At 56.6% G+C, this 17,274-nt stretch carries 14 protein-coding genes and 1 pseudogene; 6 read left to right on the forward strand and 9 right to left on the reverse strand.

The window, feature by feature from the left end:
- Nucleotides 1-214: 214 nt before the first annotated feature.
- The 8 genes from ACIREA_RS10185 to ACIREA_RS10220 form a co-directional block, all read right to left on the reverse strand.
- Nucleotides 215-1,120 carry a glycosyltransferase family 2 protein gene (locus ACIREA_RS10185; protein ID WP_397382164.1) on the reverse strand — a complete coding sequence of 302 codons (906 nt, stop codon included), beginning with the start codon at nt 1,118-1,120 and terminating at the stop codon, nt 215-217.
- A 268-nt stretch (nt 1,121-1,388) separates the two neighbouring features.
- On the reverse strand, nt 1,389-2,501 hold the full coding sequence (locus tag ACIREA_RS10190; protein ID WP_397382165.1) for an acyltransferase family protein: 1,113 nt from the start codon (nt 2,499-2,501) through the stop codon (nt 1,389-1,391).
- A gap of 137 nt (nt 2,502-2,638) precedes the next feature.
- The gene (locus ACIREA_RS10195; protein ID WP_397382166.1) at nt 2,639-3,811 is read right to left on the reverse strand and encodes a glycosyltransferase family 4 protein; all 1,173 of its coding nucleotides are present in this window, start codon (nt 3,809-3,811) and stop codon (nt 2,639-2,641) included.
- Nucleotides 3,812-3,817: 6 nt separating this feature from the next.
- The gene (locus tag ACIREA_RS10200; protein ID WP_397382167.1) at nt 3,818-5,149 is read right to left on the reverse strand and encodes a lipopolysaccharide biosynthesis protein; all 1,332 of its coding nucleotides are present in this window, start codon (nt 5,147-5,149) and stop codon (nt 3,818-3,820) included.
- A gap of 2 nt (nt 5,150-5,151) precedes the next feature.
- Entirely contained in the window at nt 5,152-6,273 is a 1,122-nt protein-coding gene (locus ACIREA_RS10205; RefSeq protein ID WP_397382168.1) for a glycosyltransferase family 4 protein, read from the reverse strand.
- 16 nt (nt 6,274-6,289) lie between these two features.
- Nucleotides 6,290-7,132, reverse strand: a complete 843-nt coding sequence (locus ACIREA_RS10210) for a hypothetical protein (RefSeq protein WP_397382169.1) — start codon at nt 7,130-7,132, stop codon at nt 6,290-6,292.
- A gap of 130 nt (nt 7,133-7,262) precedes the next feature.
- The gene (locus ACIREA_RS10215; protein ID WP_397382170.1) at nt 7,263-8,642 is read right to left on the reverse strand and encodes a UDP-glucose 6-dehydrogenase; all 1,380 of its coding nucleotides are present in this window, start codon (nt 8,640-8,642) and stop codon (nt 7,263-7,265) included.
- Nucleotides 8,643-8,663: 21 nt separating this feature from the next.
- Complete coding sequence (locus tag ACIREA_RS10220; protein ID WP_397382171.1) at nt 8,664-9,659, reverse strand: UDP-glucuronic acid decarboxylase family protein; 996 nt, start codon at nt 9,657-9,659, stop codon at nt 8,664-8,666.
- 328 nt (nt 9,660-9,987) lie between these two features.
- Between ACIREA_RS10220 and ACIREA_RS10225 the strand changes: the two genes are divergently transcribed.
- From ACIREA_RS10225 to ACIREA_RS10240, 4 genes are all read left to right on the forward strand, one after another.
- A complete protein-coding gene (locus ACIREA_RS10225) occupies nt 9,988-11,445 on the forward strand; it encodes an O-antigen ligase family protein (RefSeq protein WP_397382172.1) in 1,458 nt (485 codons plus the stop codon).
- Between the two features lie 215 nt (nt 11,446-11,660).
- A complete protein-coding gene (locus ACIREA_RS10230) occupies nt 11,661-12,956 on the forward strand; it encodes a sugar transferase (protein WP_397382173.1) in 1,296 nt (431 codons plus the stop codon).
- Between the two features lie 61 nt (nt 12,957-13,017).
- Entirely contained in the window at nt 13,018-13,224 is a 207-nt protein-coding gene (locus tag ACIREA_RS10235; RefSeq protein WP_397382174.1) for a hypothetical protein, read from the forward strand.
- Nucleotides 13,225-13,288: 64 nt separating this feature from the next.
- Nucleotides 13,289-13,942, forward strand: a complete 654-nt coding sequence (locus ACIREA_RS10240) for a DUF1294 domain-containing protein (protein ID WP_397382175.1) — start codon at nt 13,289-13,291, stop codon at nt 13,940-13,942.
- Between the two features lie 6 nt (nt 13,943-13,948).
- Here ACIREA_RS10240 and uxaC read toward each other — a convergent pair whose 3' ends face one another.
- Complete coding sequence (gene uxaC, locus ACIREA_RS10245; RefSeq protein WP_397382176.1) at nt 13,949-15,355, reverse strand: glucuronate isomerase; 1,407 nt, start codon at nt 15,353-15,355, stop codon at nt 13,949-13,951.
- Between the two features lie 41 nt (nt 15,356-15,396).
- On the opposite strand from uxaC, the gene ACIREA_RS10250 reads away from it, so the two are divergent.
- Entirely contained in the window at nt 15,397-16,440 is a 1,044-nt protein-coding gene (locus tag ACIREA_RS10250) for an aminopeptidase (protein WP_397382177.1), read from the forward strand.
- A pseudogene (bla, locus tag ACIREA_RS10255) lies at nt 16,433-17,212 on the forward strand (subclass B3 metallo-beta-lactamase); the annotation flags it as partial. The gene ACIREA_RS10250 and the pseudogene bla, both read left to right, overlap by 8 nt.
- Nucleotides 17,213-17,274 lie beyond the last annotated feature (62 nt).

The raw sequence follows: 17,274 nt of genomic DNA on the forward strand, positions 1-17,274 counted from the left end.
TTCGCGGCCGAGACGGATTTGGTGTGGCCAGGTCGCCTGCAAACGGGGTAGAAATGTGCCTTTGCCGATCGAAGCTCCGAGAAGGCGGAGTTGCAGCCGACGCAGCCTTGACATGGGTGACTCTAGCAGCTGAAGACGACGGACGATTTTATGAAATACAGCTGACATTGGTGGGAAGATAAAAGGTCTAAAATATCTTTTATCGGTGATGGTTTCAGAAACCGAATTTAGCCACGGGCAACTTATTGGTGATCCAGTAGCGGCTGCGCGGCCTTCTTACCCACTTGTATACCCATGCCGGAGTGTGGTATATTACCAATAACAACTCGCCTAGGAAAAGAGCTAGCGCTCTGCGGTTTTCTCGAGACCACGGCTGGTTGCGGAACCGTGACTGAATCACCCTTAGCACGTGCCAAGGCAGCCGCCAACTAATTGTCAGCCAGGGGGCGCCCTGATCAAAAGCGAAGATGACCTTTCCCTCCCAACGCTTCGCCAGTCTGTGGGCATTTGGCATTAGGCGAATAGGATGCTCGACGGAGGCCTCTGGAAGAAACTTCACAGAATAACCAGCGCTTGAAAGGCGGGCGCTTAGATCGGTGTCCTCGGCATACACTCCGGCCACGTAACGCTCATCAAATCCTTCGATCATGTGGAAGGTTTCCGCACGGATTGCGAAGTTGCATGAGCAGGTAAGGTGGCCGTGTTCTTTGAGGTTTTCCGGTGCCTCCCATAGCAACGAAGGGGGGCTGGGGGAGCGGCGGATGGCTCCTTCGAGCACGAACACCTGGGAGGAGTCCTCGCGCATCGCCTTCAGATAGGCGTGTACACATGTCATGTCAGGAAGGCAATCATCGTCGATGAAGATGAGCCACTCAGCAGTGGCCATCCTTGCTGCAGAGTTGCGATTGGCAGCGGGGCCTCTACGTGGGCCACGCACCCAGCGTGCGGCGGGCATCACTGAATGAACCATGGTCTGTACATTTGTGCTCGAACCATCATCTGTGACCAGCACTTCAACGCTGCCGTCAAATGGAAGCTGGGGAAGGATGCGTTCAAGGCAGCGTTGAAGGTCGTTGATGCGGTCGCAGGTGGGAATAATGATGGATGCGAATGTCGTCATGTCTATAAGTCGTACAGCTTCAAAGTTAGAAATACAAAACCCTGGATCAGGGAGAAAGCGCCTTACAAACAGGGTATTTAAAGTGGGCCATTAAAATGCTCAGCCCAGCGGATGGGGGTACTCTTTGAATGGTATTTCTAGGCGGTTAAATAACAGCATGTGCGCGCAGGAAACATTCAAGATTGAGCGCAATCGTTGGATAACTTTAGGATTCATTCCAATGCCAAGAGTGGCCACCACCAAGTCCTGGCTCAGGAGCGGCACGGTGTCATGTAGATAGGACACTTGTGGTCTTGAAACGGCTTAGAGCAAAAGAGCATGCCGTGGATACAATGAAAACGGCAAGAAGTGCGCAAAGTTGTTCGATCCAATTGTGCAGGGGGCCGTGTATTGCTTCCAGTCTGCTAAGCACGAGTAAATGGACACAATAAATTCCCGGCGTCACAAGCCAGATTCCTGAGAGGGTTTTTTTTAAAGGTATCAGCAATCCGACGGCCAGTGCGGCCGAGCCGAAAAGCATGTTGCTGGCATATAGCCTTCGAGGGCCCGGGCTTTTCAGGTCAAGCTCGAGCCACTCCGTTTCAATTAAACGCAAAACAGTGGCAAGGCAGATTAGGCAAACAATGGTCTTCCAGTTGGCGAGCAGAGAACGATACTGCCATAGCAAAGATCCTACAAGCACATATGAAAACGGCAGCAGCGCATGAACAACTAGAACCTCAAGACCTATTTCAAGACCGGACACTGGATGCTGCGGCATATGCCAGATGGCCACTCCTGCCAGCAAGGCCAACCCAGCCCCAAATTTCAGTGCTGCTCTGGAATCTCTGACTAGTGACATCGCAAATCCTGAATGTATTCTGGCAAAAAAGGCTATCAAGAGCCAAGCCATTAGCAAGGAAGCAGAAAACCACAGGTGAAAGCTGGTCCCCACCCAAATCATGTGTGGCCAAGAAGATGCCAGAAATTCAGTGTAATGCCGAGCCATACCGTTCATGTCGAGTTGGTACAGTGCTTTCAAAGGTGGGTTCAGTAAATAAATGACAGACCAGCCAAGCCAGAGCCACAAGACCCGACGTGCTGACTTGATACATCTAGCGGAAACCTGGGCTGGAACGCCGCCATCAATGGAGCGGGCCATCAAAAAACCTGCCAGAAGCAAAAAGAAAGGAACGCTCCAGCCAATATCGTTTGCCTGATCTGATACATAAGCCACCAACGTCGGAGCTGGCTTCAGGTTATCTGCGGTCATGTGGTGAAACACGACATAAAAGGCCGCCGCCATTCGAATGAGAGTGAGCCCTTCAAAGCGCTCAGGACTTCTAGCGGCGGGCCTTTGTGAGCTCTCCATTTTAGCATTAGAAAGGCAGAGCGTGGTCATGACAGATTCCATGGTTTTGAGAGGGCAAATTTAGATTTTAGGGGTTCGCTGATGAGGCAGAGCTGACAACGAAAAGGGTGCATTCATTTCCATTGGGCGGCATCTCGCAGGTCTGGTGCGACTTCGAGCTAATTTAATCAGTTCAGAGCAGTGGTCTGCCATGCCGAAAGGTGCTGATTGACCATGCTTTCAACGGTGAAGCTCGATAGCTGTCTGTGAAGGCCAGCCGCACCGAGGGAGTGGCGGTAGTCGTGGTTCATCAGCAGCCGCAACAAGTTGTTCGCTAATTGCTGTGGCTGCTGATTAGCCCACAAACCTGTGACATTGTCTTCCACGAGTTCGCGGCTGGCCGGTGCTGTACCGCATACCACCGGTTTACCAAAGGACCAGGCCTCCACATATACGATCCCGAAAGATTCGTGTGCCGAGGGCAGGCAAAATGCATCGCAGGCTGCATAGGCGTCCGCCTTCTGCTGTTCGCTGGGGCAGCCAAGATCTCTCAGTGCGCTGGCTGGAAACTTTGCCAGGCGTGCCTCATCCACAGGCCCTGGTCCGGCCAGTATCAACACCGCCTCGGGACATTTTTCCAAGACGAGAGGCCATGCTTCCAGAAGTGCGGGGTAGCCTTTGCCTACGTCACGACGTCCAAGAAATAGGACCGAAAGACGTTCTCCAATATCTAACTTTCGCCTAAATTCTTGGCTGTTGTCAGATTGATGGCACATCGGCGGCAGGCCGCAGCGCGCCAGTTTTTCCGTAGCAACACCGCGTGCTGCCAGGTGATTCCGTTCATAGTCGGATTGGCAGAAAATTGTGTCGGCCTTTTGATACAGGCGTATATCAAACATGTCGTCCCCCCAGGAATCGGGATGCACTGCTGGCCAGATAGTGAAAGGAACCCCGGCGGCACGCGCCTCGCGCCATAGCGGATAGCCGATGATGTCCCACCCTGTGCCAACAAAATGCAGGGCATCCACACCTGCCAAGGCTGATTTCCAAGAGGGTTTGGTGTTCATCGCACAGCTAAGTTTGTCGGCCAGTCCCACCAGCAATCTTTTAGTTGCCACTCGCATGAAAAACTTGTGCTGTTTTTTCCAGGCCGAGAGCGCCATAAGGTCCGTAACCGGCCAGTTCAGCGTTTCAGCACCGTTTGGCCTGCTGCAGGCTAGGCTGGTCTGTACTTGTTGCACACTCACGAATTTTCCATCCACACTACAAAGTTTCTGCAGGCCAGATGCAAGCTCGCGCTGATAAGCGGCAAGGCCGCCGACCGAGGCCGGGTGAGTGCAGGATGCGATAGCAATTTTCATAAGCAGTCAGATTCCGGCGCGCCCGCGCCAGCCGTTGAACAGGAGAAAAGCATTCATGAGGGTGTTCCCCAAAGAACCGGCCCACATCAGCCAGATGGCACCGGTAACAGTGGAGAGATCGAGGAAGCAGGCGGCCAATGCCTGGCAGCCAAACACCATCACCGGACGGGCCCAGGAGTGGCGCACCCAGCCCTTCGATTGAATGGGCATGCCGCAGACGGTTACGAAAAAGGAGAAGGCCTGAAATCCAAGATACAGCATCAGTTCATTTTGAAGCCCGGAATATTCAGGGCCCAGCAGGTAGAGCATCGGATGCCGAAGCAGCCAGCCACTCGCGACGATTCCCACTCCGATGACCACCGAAAGCAGACTGCACGAAGTCCACATCTTCCAAAGGCGCTGCCGATTTTGCTCGGCTGACATGCGGGGAAGCAGGATGCCACAGGCAATAGCCAGCGGCACTTGAAGGATCAGGGATACACGGCTGATCGCGCCGAGATCTGCCACCTTGTCTATATTTCCCATCCAGCCCACGATGAAGGCCGCGATCTGTGCTTCGAAAAGATAGGTCATGCTCGCGGGCAGTCCCACGAGGAAATGTTTTTTAAGCCGTCTGGTCACCGCAGGGTCGGGTGGCTGATCGAATGCCGCATGCTGGCGTGCTTTTGGCAGAAGCCAGCCAAAAACCGTCGGCAGAGGTGCCAGAACTGTGATGAGCATCAAAGTCACCGCATCCGCTAGGCCTGCGAACACAAGACCGACAATGAACACTAGTCGCATTGTAGAGTTCATGATCGTTTCCCATTCTGGCACATTGTAGCAGCGCGCCAGACTCAGGGGTGTGCTCATCATCTGGGAGGAGATTGTCGTCCTGACTGAAACCACTGCCGCAGCCACAAGTGCCGCCGTTTTGAGGGGGGAACAGTTGCTGTGAAGCAGCATATAGGCAAACACAGGAAGGCCCGCCAAAGAGCCGAAAATCAGCAGCGAGCTGCGGAAACGTGCGGCGGAGGAAAGCACTGTGCCAAGGCGCAGACGGTCATGCGCGGCCTCTCCTGCCAGCGGCATCAGCCCGGTGCTGATGCCAGTGATGGTGAACATGCCAAGAGCGCTCACCAGATTGTTGGCCAGCGAGTACCATGCGTATTCTGTTTTGGCAAGCGAGCGCACGACCAGAAACGCGGTGATCATCTGCACGACGCGACTGAGGATGCTGAGCGAAGCATACGAGGCGATGAGGCCCACGATGCGGCGAACCTGATGCATGCACACGCCTTTCAGCAATGGCAGGCGCAGGCTCTGGCCTGGTGCGGTGGTTGTTTCCGGGGAGGCTTCCATGCTTAGTACTTTGGTGCCGTGATCTTCCATGCCTTCAGATGGCCGCCGACCATTTGTTCGGTCGTGAAATTCATCAGCTGATGACGCAGGCCTGCGAGGCCGATGCGGTGGCGCTGGTCCGGGTGCATCAACAGCCGCAGCAGGCTATGAGACAATTGCTGCGGCTGTTGATCAGCCCACACACCTGTGACACCATGCTCCACAAGTTCTCGGCTTGCTGGAGCGGTTCCACAAATGACTGGTTTGCCGTAGGACCAGGCCTCCACGTACACAATCCCGAAGGATTCGCAGGCTGAAGGAAGGCAAAAGACGTCGCATGCAGCGTAGGCGTCTGCCTTGTCCTGTTCCGATGGGCAGCCGAGATCGCGAACGTTCTCGGGTGAAATTTGGGCGAGTCTGGATTCATCGGCGTCACCAGGTCCGGCGAGGAGCAGCACTGCATCCGGGCATTGGCGCAACACCAGCGGCCAGGCTTCAAGCAGGGCGGGGTAGCCTTTGCCTTCATCACGACGCCCCACAAACAGCACGACAGGACGCATGCCGATGCCGAGCTTGGAGCGGAGGCGTGTGCCGGTGCCGTTCGGATGGCACATCGGCGGCAGGCCGCAGCGGATCAGTCTGCTGGCAGCGACACCTCTTGAGATGAGGAGTTCGCGCTCATGATCAGACTGGCAAAAGACGGCTTCTGCTTCTTGATAAAGCTGCAGGTCGAAAGCTTCCTCTGCGCAATTTTCCGGATGCAAGGCAGGCCAGACGGTGAAGGGGACCTCCGCCTCGCGTGCTTCGCGCCAGAGCGGATGCCCTGTGATTTCCGAGCCGGTGCCGATGAAGTGAAGGACATCCGCTGTGTTCACGGCCAAGGTCCAGGACGGATGATGGTGCATCACACGGCTCAGACTGTCTGCCAGACGCAGCAGCGGGCCGCGAGAGGCGAACTGGCTGACCAAGCGGGACCGTTTCAAGGCAGCGCTGTTGCCATTCAGATTCATCTGCAGTTGCTGCACGCTGAGTGATTCTCCGTTGATGCGGCTGAAGCTTTGCAGGCCGGCAACGAGTTCGCGCTGATAGGCGGCGATGCCACCGACGGCGGTCGGATGCACATGGGATGCGATGGCGATTTTCATACGACCCGGTTTTTGATCAGGCTGGCAGGGGCATCGCGCTGCGATGCCGCTGCATCTGCCCAAGGTGCATGCGCAGAGGCTCCCAATGGAACATCGCGTCTCCAGGCCTTAAAAATTGACCTTGGAGCAAATCATGACGCACGAAGAAGGCATCAGTGCCGGAGAGCTCGCACCCGACCAGTGAATAACCGCCAGCCTCGGCGGCGGCGCTGATGGTGCCGAGCGTGGCTCCGTGCAAGGTGGAGCCGTCCCACACTGCTTTAGCATCATAAGGAGCGGCCCAGTCGAGATCGGCCGGCAGCATGCCGTTGTAGGCGACGCAGAACATCCGCGGCTGGAGCGACAGGAGCTCCGTGAAGATGTGATGCGTGTTGTAATCGATGCCGATGCTGATGAGATCAAGATCCTCGGCGAATCCCCGGCTCGAGAGAAGCGTGCGGCCGTTGTCACGATTCACCAGCTTGCGGCTGATTTTCAATTTGCCCTCACGCAGCAGAATCTGAAGATTTGTGGAAAGGCCTTCATCTTTGGCCAGCCCGGCATCGATCCACAGGCCGCGCCAGCCTTTGAGCAGCAGCAGGTTTGTGTTGTTCTGCGCCGGTGAGACACCTGTTTCGACGAAGCGCCTGCTGCCATCACCAATGCGGCGGAAGATCTCTGCGATGATGCCGTCCTGCCCATAGTGCGAGAATATTTTCTGGCGGAAGGGCATCAGGGACTGCGGCAGCTGATACATCACATTCTGCATGAGCTGCAGTTCGACCAGTTCACAGAGCAGACTGGCAGAGCGCGCTGAGGAAGCGCCGGAGATGTCGATGTTGGCCTTAACCTGGCCAATCTTGGAGAGGACTTGGTTCATTGACTCAAAGTCTCAAAGTTGCTTCCCAGGCAGGCAGATTTTTGTCCTGCCTGGGCGTTTGCAACGATCTATGCGTGGCTTCCATCTTGGGAAGCTGCTGCTGCCGGCCCGGTGCGGGCCGGCGCACTTTTTATTCTGTCACTTCCTGAGGGAGCGGCTTGCCGATGCTGTAAACCTTGAAGCCGATCTGACGGAGCTTCGCGTGGTCCAGGAGGCTGCGCCCGTCGAAAATCCAGGCGGGTTTCACCATGGACTCATAGATGGCTTCGAAGTCGAGCTGGCGGAACTCATCCCACTCGGTGAGCACCAGAAGCGCGTGTGCGCCAGCAGCTGCTTGCGCGGCGCTGGTGGCGAACTCGACATTCGGATGATCTCCTTCGATGGCGAGATCTTTGCAGATCTGGGCGGGGCCGACCTTTGGATCGTAGATGGAGAGCTTGGCGCGCTCCTCGATGAGATCTTGGCAGACGAAGATGGCGGCGGATTCGCGGGTGTCGTTGGTGTCTTTTTTGAAGGCGAACCCCAGGACGCCAATGCGTTTGCCGGTGACGGTGTTGAAGAGGGTGCGGAGCACGCGCTCGGCGAAGCGATGCTTCTGCCAGTCGTTCATGATGATGACCTGATCCCAATAGGCGGCGACTTCTGGCAGCCCGAAATGACCGCAGAGGTAGACGAGGTTGAGCACGTCTTTCTGGAAGCAGGAGCCGCCGAAGCCGACGGAAGCCTTGAGGAATTTTGGCCCGATGCGGGAGTCGGAGCCAATGGCCCGTGCGACTTCATCCACATCGGCACCGGTCTTTTCGCAAAGGGCGGAGATGCTGTTGATGGAGGAGATGCGCTGAGCGAGGAAAGCGTTGGCGACGAGCTTGGACAGCTCAGAGGACCAGAGGTTCGTCTTCAAGATGCGCTCGCGTGGCACCCAGTTGGCATAGACGCTGACGAGTGCCTCAATGGCGGCCAGTCCACCCTCAGTCTGCTCACCGCCGATGAGGATGCGGTCAGGGCTGGTAAGGTCAACCACTGCAGTGCCTTCAGCGAGGAACTCCGGATTGGAGAGCACCTGATGCTGCAGGCCTTTTTCGCTGGAAGCGAGAATGGTCTTGATGGCTTCCGCCGTGCGCACCGGGATGGTGCTTTTTTCGACGATGATTTTCGGTGAATCAGCGACTTCGGAGATGGTGCGGGCCACGGCTTCGATGAAGCGCAGATCCGCCGCCTTGTGAGCTCCGACACCGAAGGTCTTGGTGGGCGTGTTCACGCTCACAAAGATGATGTCGGCTTCGTGGATGCTGGTTTTGACTTCGGTGGAGAAGAACAGATTTTTCCCACGGGAGCCGCGCACGAGGTCATCGAGTCCTGGCTCATAGACGGGGAGTTCGTCGGAGTTCCAGGCGGCGATACGCTCGGCATTGAGGTCCACCACATCGACGCGGATGTGAGGGCATTTGGCGGCGATCATCGCCATGGTGGGTCCGCCGACATAGCCAGCGCCGATGCAACAAATTCTCATAGGGTTTTTAGAACGGGTAAATCAGTTAAGGGTCAGTTTTTTCAACGGGGCCTTCATCGGCCGAGGTTGCTTTGCCGCCGGGCCTGCGAGCAGTTGGGCGAAGTAAGCAATGGTGCGGTCGAGTCCTTCAGACAACGGGATTTTAGGCTCCCAGCCGAGGCGTGTTTTCGCGAGAGTGATGTCCGGCTGGCGCTGCTTGGGATCATCTGCGGGCAATGGGCGGAAGACGATCTTGGATTTGCCGCCGACTTTGGCGAGCACCTGCTCGGCGAGGGCGAGCATGGTGAATTCGCCGGGATTGCCGATGTTGACTGGACCGGTGAAGTCGTCGGTTTCCATGAACTTGATGAAACCGCTGATCAAATCATCGACATAGCAGAAGCTGCGGGTCTGCTGGCCGTCGCCATAGATGGTGATGTCGTTGCCTTTGAGAGCCTGGACAATGAAGTTGGAGACGACGCGGCCGTCATCCGGCAGCATGCGCGGACCGTAGGTGTTGAAGATGCGCACGACGCGGATGTCCACGCCGTTCTGGCGGTGGTAGTCAAAGAAGAGGGTTTCAGCGACACGCTTGCCTTCGTCATAGCAGGAGCGGGGGCCGATGGTGTTGACGTGGCCCCAGTAGCTTTCCGGCTGGGGATGAACCTCGGGATCACCGTAAATTTCCGAGGTGGAGGCCTGAAAGACCCGGGCCTGGAGACGGCGTGCCAGTCCAAGGACATTGATGGCACCCATGACCGAGGTCTTGATGGTCTTGATGGCGTTGTATTGATAATGGGGAGGCGAGGCGGGGCAGGCGAGGTTGTAGATTTGATCCACTTCAACGTTGATGGGCTGCGTGATGTCATGCCGCATGAACTCAAAGTTGGGATTGCTCAGCAGGTGGGCGATGTTCTGCTTGCGCCCGGTGAAGAGGTTGTCCGCACAGATGATTTCGTTTTCCTGTTCCAGCAGGCGTTCGCAGAGGTGGGATCCGAGGAACCCGGCTCCGCCAGTGATGAGGATGCGTTTTTTCATGGATTAATGCTCGTGTTTAGGTTTTGAGGACAAAAATTTAGGCAGACGGAGGCTTTTGGCGGCGGTTCGGAGGGAGTGCGTATGATCAGCCCTTGAGATACCAGAGTCAAAAGACAGCTTCATAATCAACGCGGGCATGCTGTAATGAACAGTGAGTAAATGTAAACAAGCTGCCGCCATTGGTTGAGTCTTTGCTCCCCCCAGCTTGTTTCTGAACTTCCATAAGAATCCGCTGGTATTAGAAGAACTCCACTCACTCACGGTTCAGATGTCGGTAAGACATGTCTTAGTTTAGTTAAGCTCTCTGAATCTTGACCTGGAGGCCTGAATGGAGGCACACTGGTGGATCGCTACGCTTCCAATCATTCTTCGCAGTCTTGCTCTCGCCGTCGTGGCGCTGTGCATCTGCATTCTGCCCTGGGCCAATGTGAAACTGCCGGGGGCAACGCACGATTTAATTCCGTGGCTGGCATTCATGGCTTTTGTTTGCTGGTTGCTGGCGAGGATTCTGGAATGGAATTCCCCCCGCCCGCACGAGACTGCTGTGTGGTGGATGACTTTTCTGATCACCGCCTATGGCTGGGTGGTCACCTGCTTCCCTAGTGCGATGGTGGACCGGGGCAGCGGTGCGATTCTCGATCTGGACAAAAGCCCATGGCTTGCTTTTGGGACGCTGGATCAAGAAATATCTGTGCAGACAATGGTTTTTGTAACATCAGCGCTGATGCTGCTGGTGGTGGCGCTGGATTTTGCGTTTGAGCGAACGGGCCGGTATGTTTTGGCCATGGCGGTGACGTTTGGAGGGTTTGTCACGGCCGTGGCGGGGCTCTGGCTTCAGACGTCTGCAGATCTTGCGGCGTTATGGCAGGTAAAGCACATACCTAAATTCGTTTTTGGGTTGTTTTGGTATCATGGCAACACAGCGGCGTATTTAAATCTATCTTGGCCGGTGGGCTTGTGGCTTTGCCTGCTGCTGCTGCATCATGGACTGCGGACCTTTCGTCAGCAGATGGCACTGGCCTTTCTGGTGGTGGCTGTGATGGTCCAAATCATTGCAGTTTTTGTGGTTATCTCAAAGGTGGGGCATTTTTTATTGATTTTCGAGGTGATGCTCTTGCTGGTGGCGGGCTTTGTGGTTTGGAGACCGCATTTTGAAACTTTGCCGTTTAGCAAGAAGAGACTAGCCTTGTTCGCCCTCATTGGCGTGGGGCTGCTGGTCCTTGGTGCGTGGCTGAGCGGTGCCGGAGCCATGCTCGGGCGGTGGGACAATTTTTCGCAACGTCATTTTGATGATCCCGCCAGACGGCATGCTGCGCTGATGGCGCTGCAGATCGGAGCCGATTATGGCTGGACAGGGACGGGGCCAGGGACCTTTGAGTGGGTGGCAGCACACTATACGCCACTTGACCCGATGTTGCAGGAGGGGCGGTGGCGGCATGCGCATAATGATTATGCTGAATTTTTTGCAGAATGGGGATGGCCGGGGGCTTGCTTCTTTGTTCTTTTTCTGGCGTGGCCGGGCAGACGCTTGTTCAACGCTTTGCGACAGGCTTTTTTAAAGGACAGCCGTTATCGGATGTCTTTTGAGCGCCGGGCAGGACTGATCTGCTTCTCCACTGCGATTATTTCTGTACTGCTGCATGCCATGGTGGATTTCCCACTGCAGATCGATGCCATCCGTCCCCTCTTTGCAGCCATGGTGGGCAGCGTTTTTGCGATGACGAGTACATCCGCCAATACATCGAGGCGCGATATAAAAGAGCAACGCACACGGGCACGGGAGTGAGGGAGCTGACTTCCACTTGTCTGAGGGTGACCTAAAGCATTACTGATTGGAATGTAAGTCACCACATTCTGGAATTTATGGTTTGCGCGGTGGAATTTTTCCACATGCAAGACGCCCTAAGCCAAAGAGTTCGAGGATGGACACCTTTTTTCGTGTTGGTTGATGGAATTTCCGTAGCCAGCGCCTACATCGCAGCGTTCGTCTTATCCCAGTTGATGCCGCCAGACACGCTCAGCCTGCACTGGACGCCCCCGGCGAAGGAAGGGGTGCTGCTGGCGCTGGGCATCATCGGACTGCTGCTGCACACCCTCATCTGGTCACGCGATGGTCATTACATGTTTCAACTGCTGAATGGCCGTAAGCTGCGCATCTGCGCTGCGCAGGTTTTGTTCCTGGCGCTCACGCTGTTCATCTACATGGGCATGTGGCGGAACTACGATGTGTCACGCAAGCTGTTGCTGATGTTTGTGCTAACGCTGGGGCCATGTCTGATGATCGGAAAGATCGCCTTTATGAAGCTTCTCCAGGTATTGGGTGCCAAGATTCAACCACGGCTGCGCATCCTGGCGGTGTGTGATGAGGCGGGTGAGCCTGCGACGCGGCAGTGGTTTTCCAACAAAACGATGCTGGGTATTCATCTTTGCGATGTGCTGGCCATCGAGACAGACGCCAGCCAGGAGTCATTCCTGGAGCATCGACTTGAGGAAGCCCTGACACGTGGCCGCCCAAACCTGCTGATCTGGCGCCTGCCGACGGACGCTGCGCGCACGGAACGAATCCGGGCGATTGCTGAATCGCACGGGACGCATCTGGCCGTGGATCTGCAACCGATCGTGGGAGACATGGGCTCCGTGCAGCTCACAGAATATTCCCATATGAAGCTCGTCAGCCTGCACAAGCATCCGCTGGTCAGCCCTGCGCATCGTTTCCTGAAGCGGGTGCTGGATATTTCCATCAGCCTGCCGGTGGTGGTACTGGTGCTCCCGTTCCTGTGCGCTGGAGTGTGGCTGGTGCATAGGTTTTTCTCGCCCGGTCCGCTTTTCTTCAAGCAGTCGCGTTCGGGGGCGGATGGCCAGTTGTTCAAGATTTTCAAATTCCGCACGATGACGGTGAATCACGGCAAGGAAAGCGTCCAAGCTCGTGCCAATGACTCGCGTATCTTCACTGGCGGTGGTCTGATGAGGAAGCTCAGCATTGATGAAATGCCGCAATTCCTGAATGTGCTGCTGGGGGATATGTCCGTGGTGGGGCCACGGCCGCACATGGCGGAGCATGACGTGCTGTTTGCCATGGAATGCAGCCAGTATGCGATGCGCCACACGGTGAAGCCCGGCGTGACGGGGCTGGCCCAGGTGCGTGGTCATCGTGGTCCGGTGGATGATGCGAGCGAGATCAAGCACCGCGTGACTTCGGACATTGAATACTGCCAGAACTGGTCGTTCTACCTTGATCTGGAGATCATCGCCCGGACCTTCCTGCATGTGTTCTCCTTCCATGCCAAGTCCTGCTAAGGGCTGGCTGGCAGGCGGAAAGAGGCGCAAGGCCGGTGAATGAATCTGCGTTCCGATGGACATGCCTTCTGCCTCTGATTTCTTCGGTTCCCTGATCTTCGGAGCTATCGGCCTGGCGGCCTTGCTCTACGGCAAATCGGTGGGCTCCGTGGTCAAAATGAGCCTGGGTGCGGCGATGCTTGGATGCTCCTACCTTGTTACTGAAAGCTGGCTGCTGTGGACCAGTGGTGCGGTGCTGACCCTGCTGCTGATGCGGTGGAATGAGTAGGCAGTCTGCAAACGGAGAGGCTTGCCCTTTGGTAAATGCAGGGGCAGATAGCTGCCACCTTTCCATGATTTCAGCCCAAACGCGCAAGCCTGAATACACTGCCCGAGTCATCGAATGGCATGCCGACAAGGGGTTTGGCTGGCTGCAATTCGGTGACAAACGGTTGTTTCTGCATCGCCGTGATTTTTCCAGGTTTCACCACCAGCCGAAGGTGGGTGAGGAGATTCGCTTTAACTGGGGGCTGGATAAGAATTGTCGTCCGTGCGCCCAAAATGCCGTTCAAGTGCGTGAAGTCACCAATGTGAGCCTGCTGGGGCTGTGCTTGCTGGGTGCGTTGCTGGTGCTGCCCGCCTATGCCTGGCTGCAGATGGGCTGGGAGATGTGGAAACTGGCGGCCTATGTCTGCGTTTTATCTTGGATCACCTATGCCGCGTATCAAAGCGACAAGCGCAAGGCGCGTGCGAATGCGTGGCGCACTCCTGAGGCGTATCTCCATCTGCTGGAGCTTGCCGGCGGCTGGCCTGGAGCGTGGGTGGCTCAGCGCCGGCTGCGACATAAGTGCTCCAAGCAGAGCTATCAGTTCATGTTTTGGATGATCATCTGCATCCACCAGTTCGTGGCGTTCGACTCACTTCAACACTGGAACTATTCCCAGATGTTGAAGCAGGCGCTTTTAGAGGATCACCGAGAAGCACGCGGCCGATACAAGCAGCGATGAGCTTGATCAAGACACCTTGAGTCCCAGATACGCCTTGGCATTGGGGTAGCAGATGTTTTTGACCATGGTGCCGACGAGGGCGTCGTCGTTGGGGATGAGGCCGGCTTCGACGTCTGCGCCCAGAAGATTGCAGAGGGTGCGGCGGAAGTATTCGTGGCGGGGGAAGCTCATGAAACTGCGGCTGTCTGTGAGCATGCCGATGAAGCGGCTGAGGAGGCCGAGATTGCTGAGGGCATTGATCTGCCATTCCATGCCTTCCTTCTGATCGACGAACCACCAGGCGGAGCCGAACTGGACTTTGCCGGGGGTGGTGCCGTCGGCGAAATTGCCGGCCATGGTGCCGAAGACGTAGTTGGCGTTGGGGTTGACGTTGTAGAGGACGGTCTTGGGCAGCGCGTTCTCGGTGTCGAGGCGGTCGAGGAAACGGGAGAGGGTTTCTGCCTGCGGCCAGTCGCCGATGCTGTCGCAGCCGACGTCTGCGCCGATCTCACGGGCGAGGCGGCTGTTGTTGTTGCGCACGGGGCCGAGGTGGAGTTGCATGGTCCAGCCGCGTGAGGCATTGAGACGCCCGACGTGGAGCATGATGTTGCTGGCGAACTGGTCCTGCTCCTGCGCGCTGGCTGCAGTGCCACTGCGGGCTTTCTGGAAGATGCGCTCGGCTTCGGCGTCGCTGACGAAATTGGCGTGGCAGTAGTTCAGGCCGTGGTCGCTCAAGCGACCGCCTACGCTGTGGAAGAAGTCATGGCGTTGTTTGAGGGCATCGAGAAGGGAGGCGTAGCTCTTCACTTCGATGCCGCTGGCGGCGCTGAGTTTGTCACACCAGGCATTCCAAGCTTCGGGGAGATGCACTGCGAGGGACTTGTCCGGGCGGAAGGTGGGATAGACGCCGACTTCAAAGCCGTCGGCAGCGCACTTTTGATGATGGGCAAGGTCGTCAATGGGATCGTCCGTGGTGCAGAGTGCCTTCACTTTTTGCGTGCGCAGGATGCCTCGGGCGCTCATTTCAGGCTTTGCCAGAGCGGCCGCGGTCTGCTCCCAAATGGCGGGGGCGGACTTTTCATCGAGCAGGGTGTCGATACCGAAGTAGCGCTTAAGTTCGAGGTGCGTCCAGTGATAGAGAGGGTTGCGCAGCGTGTGGGGGACGGTCTTGGCCCAGGCGAGGAATTTGTCGCGGGGGCTGGCCTTGCCGGTGATGAACTCTTCCGGGACGCCGTTGCAGCGCATTGCGCGCCACTTGTAGTGGTCGCCTTCGAGCCAGATTTCGAAGATATTTTTAAACTGGCGGTTTTCCGCGATGTCCTTCGGCGGCAGGTGATTGTGGTAGTCCAGGATCGGCTCGTCCTTGGCAAAGGTGTGGTACAGGTGGCTGGCGGCCTTGGTGCTGAGCAGAAAATCGTCGTGGATGAAGGACATTGCTGTTTGTCGGTTGGTGGTGATCTGCCTACACTGGCAGGATGACGAAAACACGCAACTGGTTCGCATTGCTGCCCCTCCTCTGCTTGTGCGCATGCAGTACGGTGCAGTTTTACACCCAGGCGATCAGCGGACAGACTGAAATCTGGCGTAAATCGCGGCCCAATGCCGTGGCGCTGGCGGATCCTAGCGTGGCAGAAAAGGTCAAGCAGCGTCTGCAATTGATCGAGGAACTGCGGGCCTTTGCCGCCAGTGATCTGCATCTGCCGACAAAGAGTTTCGGCAAGTACTGCGACCTCAAGAGACCCTTTGTGGTGTGGGTGGTGTATGCCGCGCCGGAGTTTTCCATTGAAAGCAAGAAGTGGTGGTACCCGCTGGTGGGCAGCCTGAAGTATCGCGGCTTTTTCAACGAAAAAGATGCGGCTGTGGAAGCGGCACGGCTCAAAAAGAAGGGGTATGATGTTTTTGTAGGCGGCGTGGAGGCCTATTCGACGCTGGGCTATCTGGCGGACCCGGTGCTGAACACCTTTCTGCATCGCAGCGATGGTGAACTGGCCGAGCTCATCTTTCATGAGCTGACGCATGCCAAGGTATTCATTCCCGGTGACACCGATTTCAACGAAGCCTTTGCCACCGCTAACGGGCAGGAGGGGGTGAGGCGCTGGATGCGCTCGAAAAATAATCTCAGCGGGCTGCGCGAGTATGAGGCACACCTGAAGAAGAGCCGTGAATCCGTCCACCTGATGCTGAGCACGCGCGAGAAGCTGAAGGCTGTGTATGCACGCACGTATCGCAGCGTCGAGACAGAGAGGCTGGCCAAACAGCGGGTCTTTGACGACATGCTGAAGGAAGCGGCGACCGGGAGCCCCCTTGCGCGGATCAACATCATTCATGCGCCGAAGTTCTGGAACAATGCGCGCCTCAATACTGTCGCCACTTATTATAACATGGTGCCGGGATTTGAACGGCTGCTGAAGGAAAAAGGAGGCGATCTGGAGGCGTTTCATCAGGAAGTTGCCTCGATGCGAAAGCTGAACAACGAACAGCGCATGAAGATTCTCGGAACCACGGCCAACCATGATTAACCAACTCCGCTCTTACCTCCTTTTCTCCATCCTGCTGCTTCTTGGCTGCAGCCTGGCTTCCGCACAAAATACGTCGAGCTGGACGGAGCCGTTTCCGCCGCACCGGATCGCGGGGAATCTGTATTATGTCGGGTCGCGTGATCTGGCCTCCTATCTGATCACGACTCCGCAGGGGCAGGTGCTCATCAACAGCAGTCTGGAGGAATCCGTGCCACTGATCCGTGCGAGCGTGGAGAAGCTGGGATTTAAATTTACTGACATTCGCATCCTGCTCATCAGCCATGCGCATTCGGATCATTGTGCGGGCAGCGCGGAGATCTTGAAGCAAACGGGGGCGAAGTATTGGGTGATGGAGCAGGACGCCGACGCGGTGGAAAACGGTGGTGCGAAGAAGCCTCGGATCGGGAAGGGAGACTACACGCAGTTCCCGCCTGCGAAGGTGGACCGTCGATTGAAGGACGGCGAAGAGGTCAAACTCGGAGATGCGGTGCTGGTGGGACATCTCACGCCCGGGCATACGCCCGGCTGCACGACGTGGACGATGCAGGTGATGGACAAGGGCAAGCCGCAGAATGCGGTGATCATTGGCAGTCCTAATGTGAATCCCGGCTACGTGCTGGTGGGCAACAAGAATTACCCGGCTATCGCGACGGATTATGAGAAGACTTTTCGTGTGCTGAAGGCGCTGCCGGTGGACCTGTTTCTAGGAGCCCATGGCGGCTACTATGGCATGGAGGCGAAGCATGCGCGGATGGGCACGGGTAATGCGAATCCCTTCATCGATCCTGCAGGTTATCTCCATTACGTGGAGGACAGGGAAAGGGCCTTCCTTGC

Source organism: Prosthecobacter sp., from assembly GCF_044373815.1.
Lineage (GTDB): Bacteria > Verrucomicrobiota > Verrucomicrobiia > Verrucomicrobiales > Verrucomicrobiaceae > Prosthecobacter.

Bases quoted from the DNA above. Each gene is read 5' to 3' on its own strand.
- uxaC (WP_397382176.1), bottom strand. From the start codon at position 15,355: ATGTCCTTCATCCACGACGATTTTCTGCTCAGCACCAAGGCCGCCAGC.
- ACIREA_RS10235 (WP_397382174.1), top strand. From the start codon at position 13,018: ATGCCTTCTGCCTCTGATTTCTTCGGTTCCCTGATCTTCGGAGCTATC.
- ACIREA_RS10250 (WP_397382177.1), top strand. From the start codon at position 15,397: ATGACGAAAACACGCAACTGGTTCGCATTGCTGCCCCTCCTCTGCTTG.
- ACIREA_RS10190 (WP_397382165.1), bottom strand. From the start codon at position 2,501: ATGACCACGCTCTGCCTTTCTAATGCTAAAATGGAGAGCTCACAAAGG.
- ACIREA_RS10215 (WP_397382170.1), bottom strand. From the start codon at position 8,642: ATGAGAATTTGTTGCATCGGCGCTGGCTATGTCGGCGGACCCACCATG.
- ACIREA_RS10225 (WP_397382172.1), top strand. From the start codon at position 9,988: ATGGAGGCACACTGGTGGATCGCTACGCTTCCAATCATTCTTCGCAGT.
- ACIREA_RS10185 (WP_397382164.1), bottom strand. From the start codon at position 1,120: ATGACGACATTCGCATCCATCATTATTCCCACCTGCGACCGCATCAAC.
- ACIREA_RS10230 (WP_397382173.1), top strand. From the start codon at position 11,661: ATGCCGCCAGACACGCTCAGCCTGCACTGGACGCCCCCGGCGAAGGAA.
- ACIREA_RS10205 (WP_397382168.1), bottom strand. From the start codon at position 6,273: ATGAAAATCGCCATCGCATCCCATGTGCATCCGACCGCCGTCGGTGGC.
- ACIREA_RS10200 (WP_397382167.1), bottom strand. From the start codon at position 5,149: ATGGAAGCCTCCCCGGAAACAACCACCGCACCAGGCCAGAGCCTGCGC.
- ACIREA_RS10195 (WP_397382166.1), bottom strand. From the start codon at position 3,811: ATGAAAATTGCTATCGCATCCTGCACTCACCCGGCCTCGGTCGGCGGC.
- ACIREA_RS10210 (WP_397382169.1), bottom strand. From the start codon at position 7,132: ATGAACCAAGTCCTCTCCAAGATTGGCCAGGTTAAGGCCAACATCGAC.
- ACIREA_RS10220 (WP_397382171.1), bottom strand. From the start codon at position 9,659: ATGAAAAAACGCATCCTCATCACTGGCGGAGCCGGGTTCCTCGGATCC.
- ACIREA_RS10240 (WP_397382175.1), top strand. From the start codon at position 13,289: ATGATTTCAGCCCAAACGCGCAAGCCTGAATACACTGCCCGAGTCATC.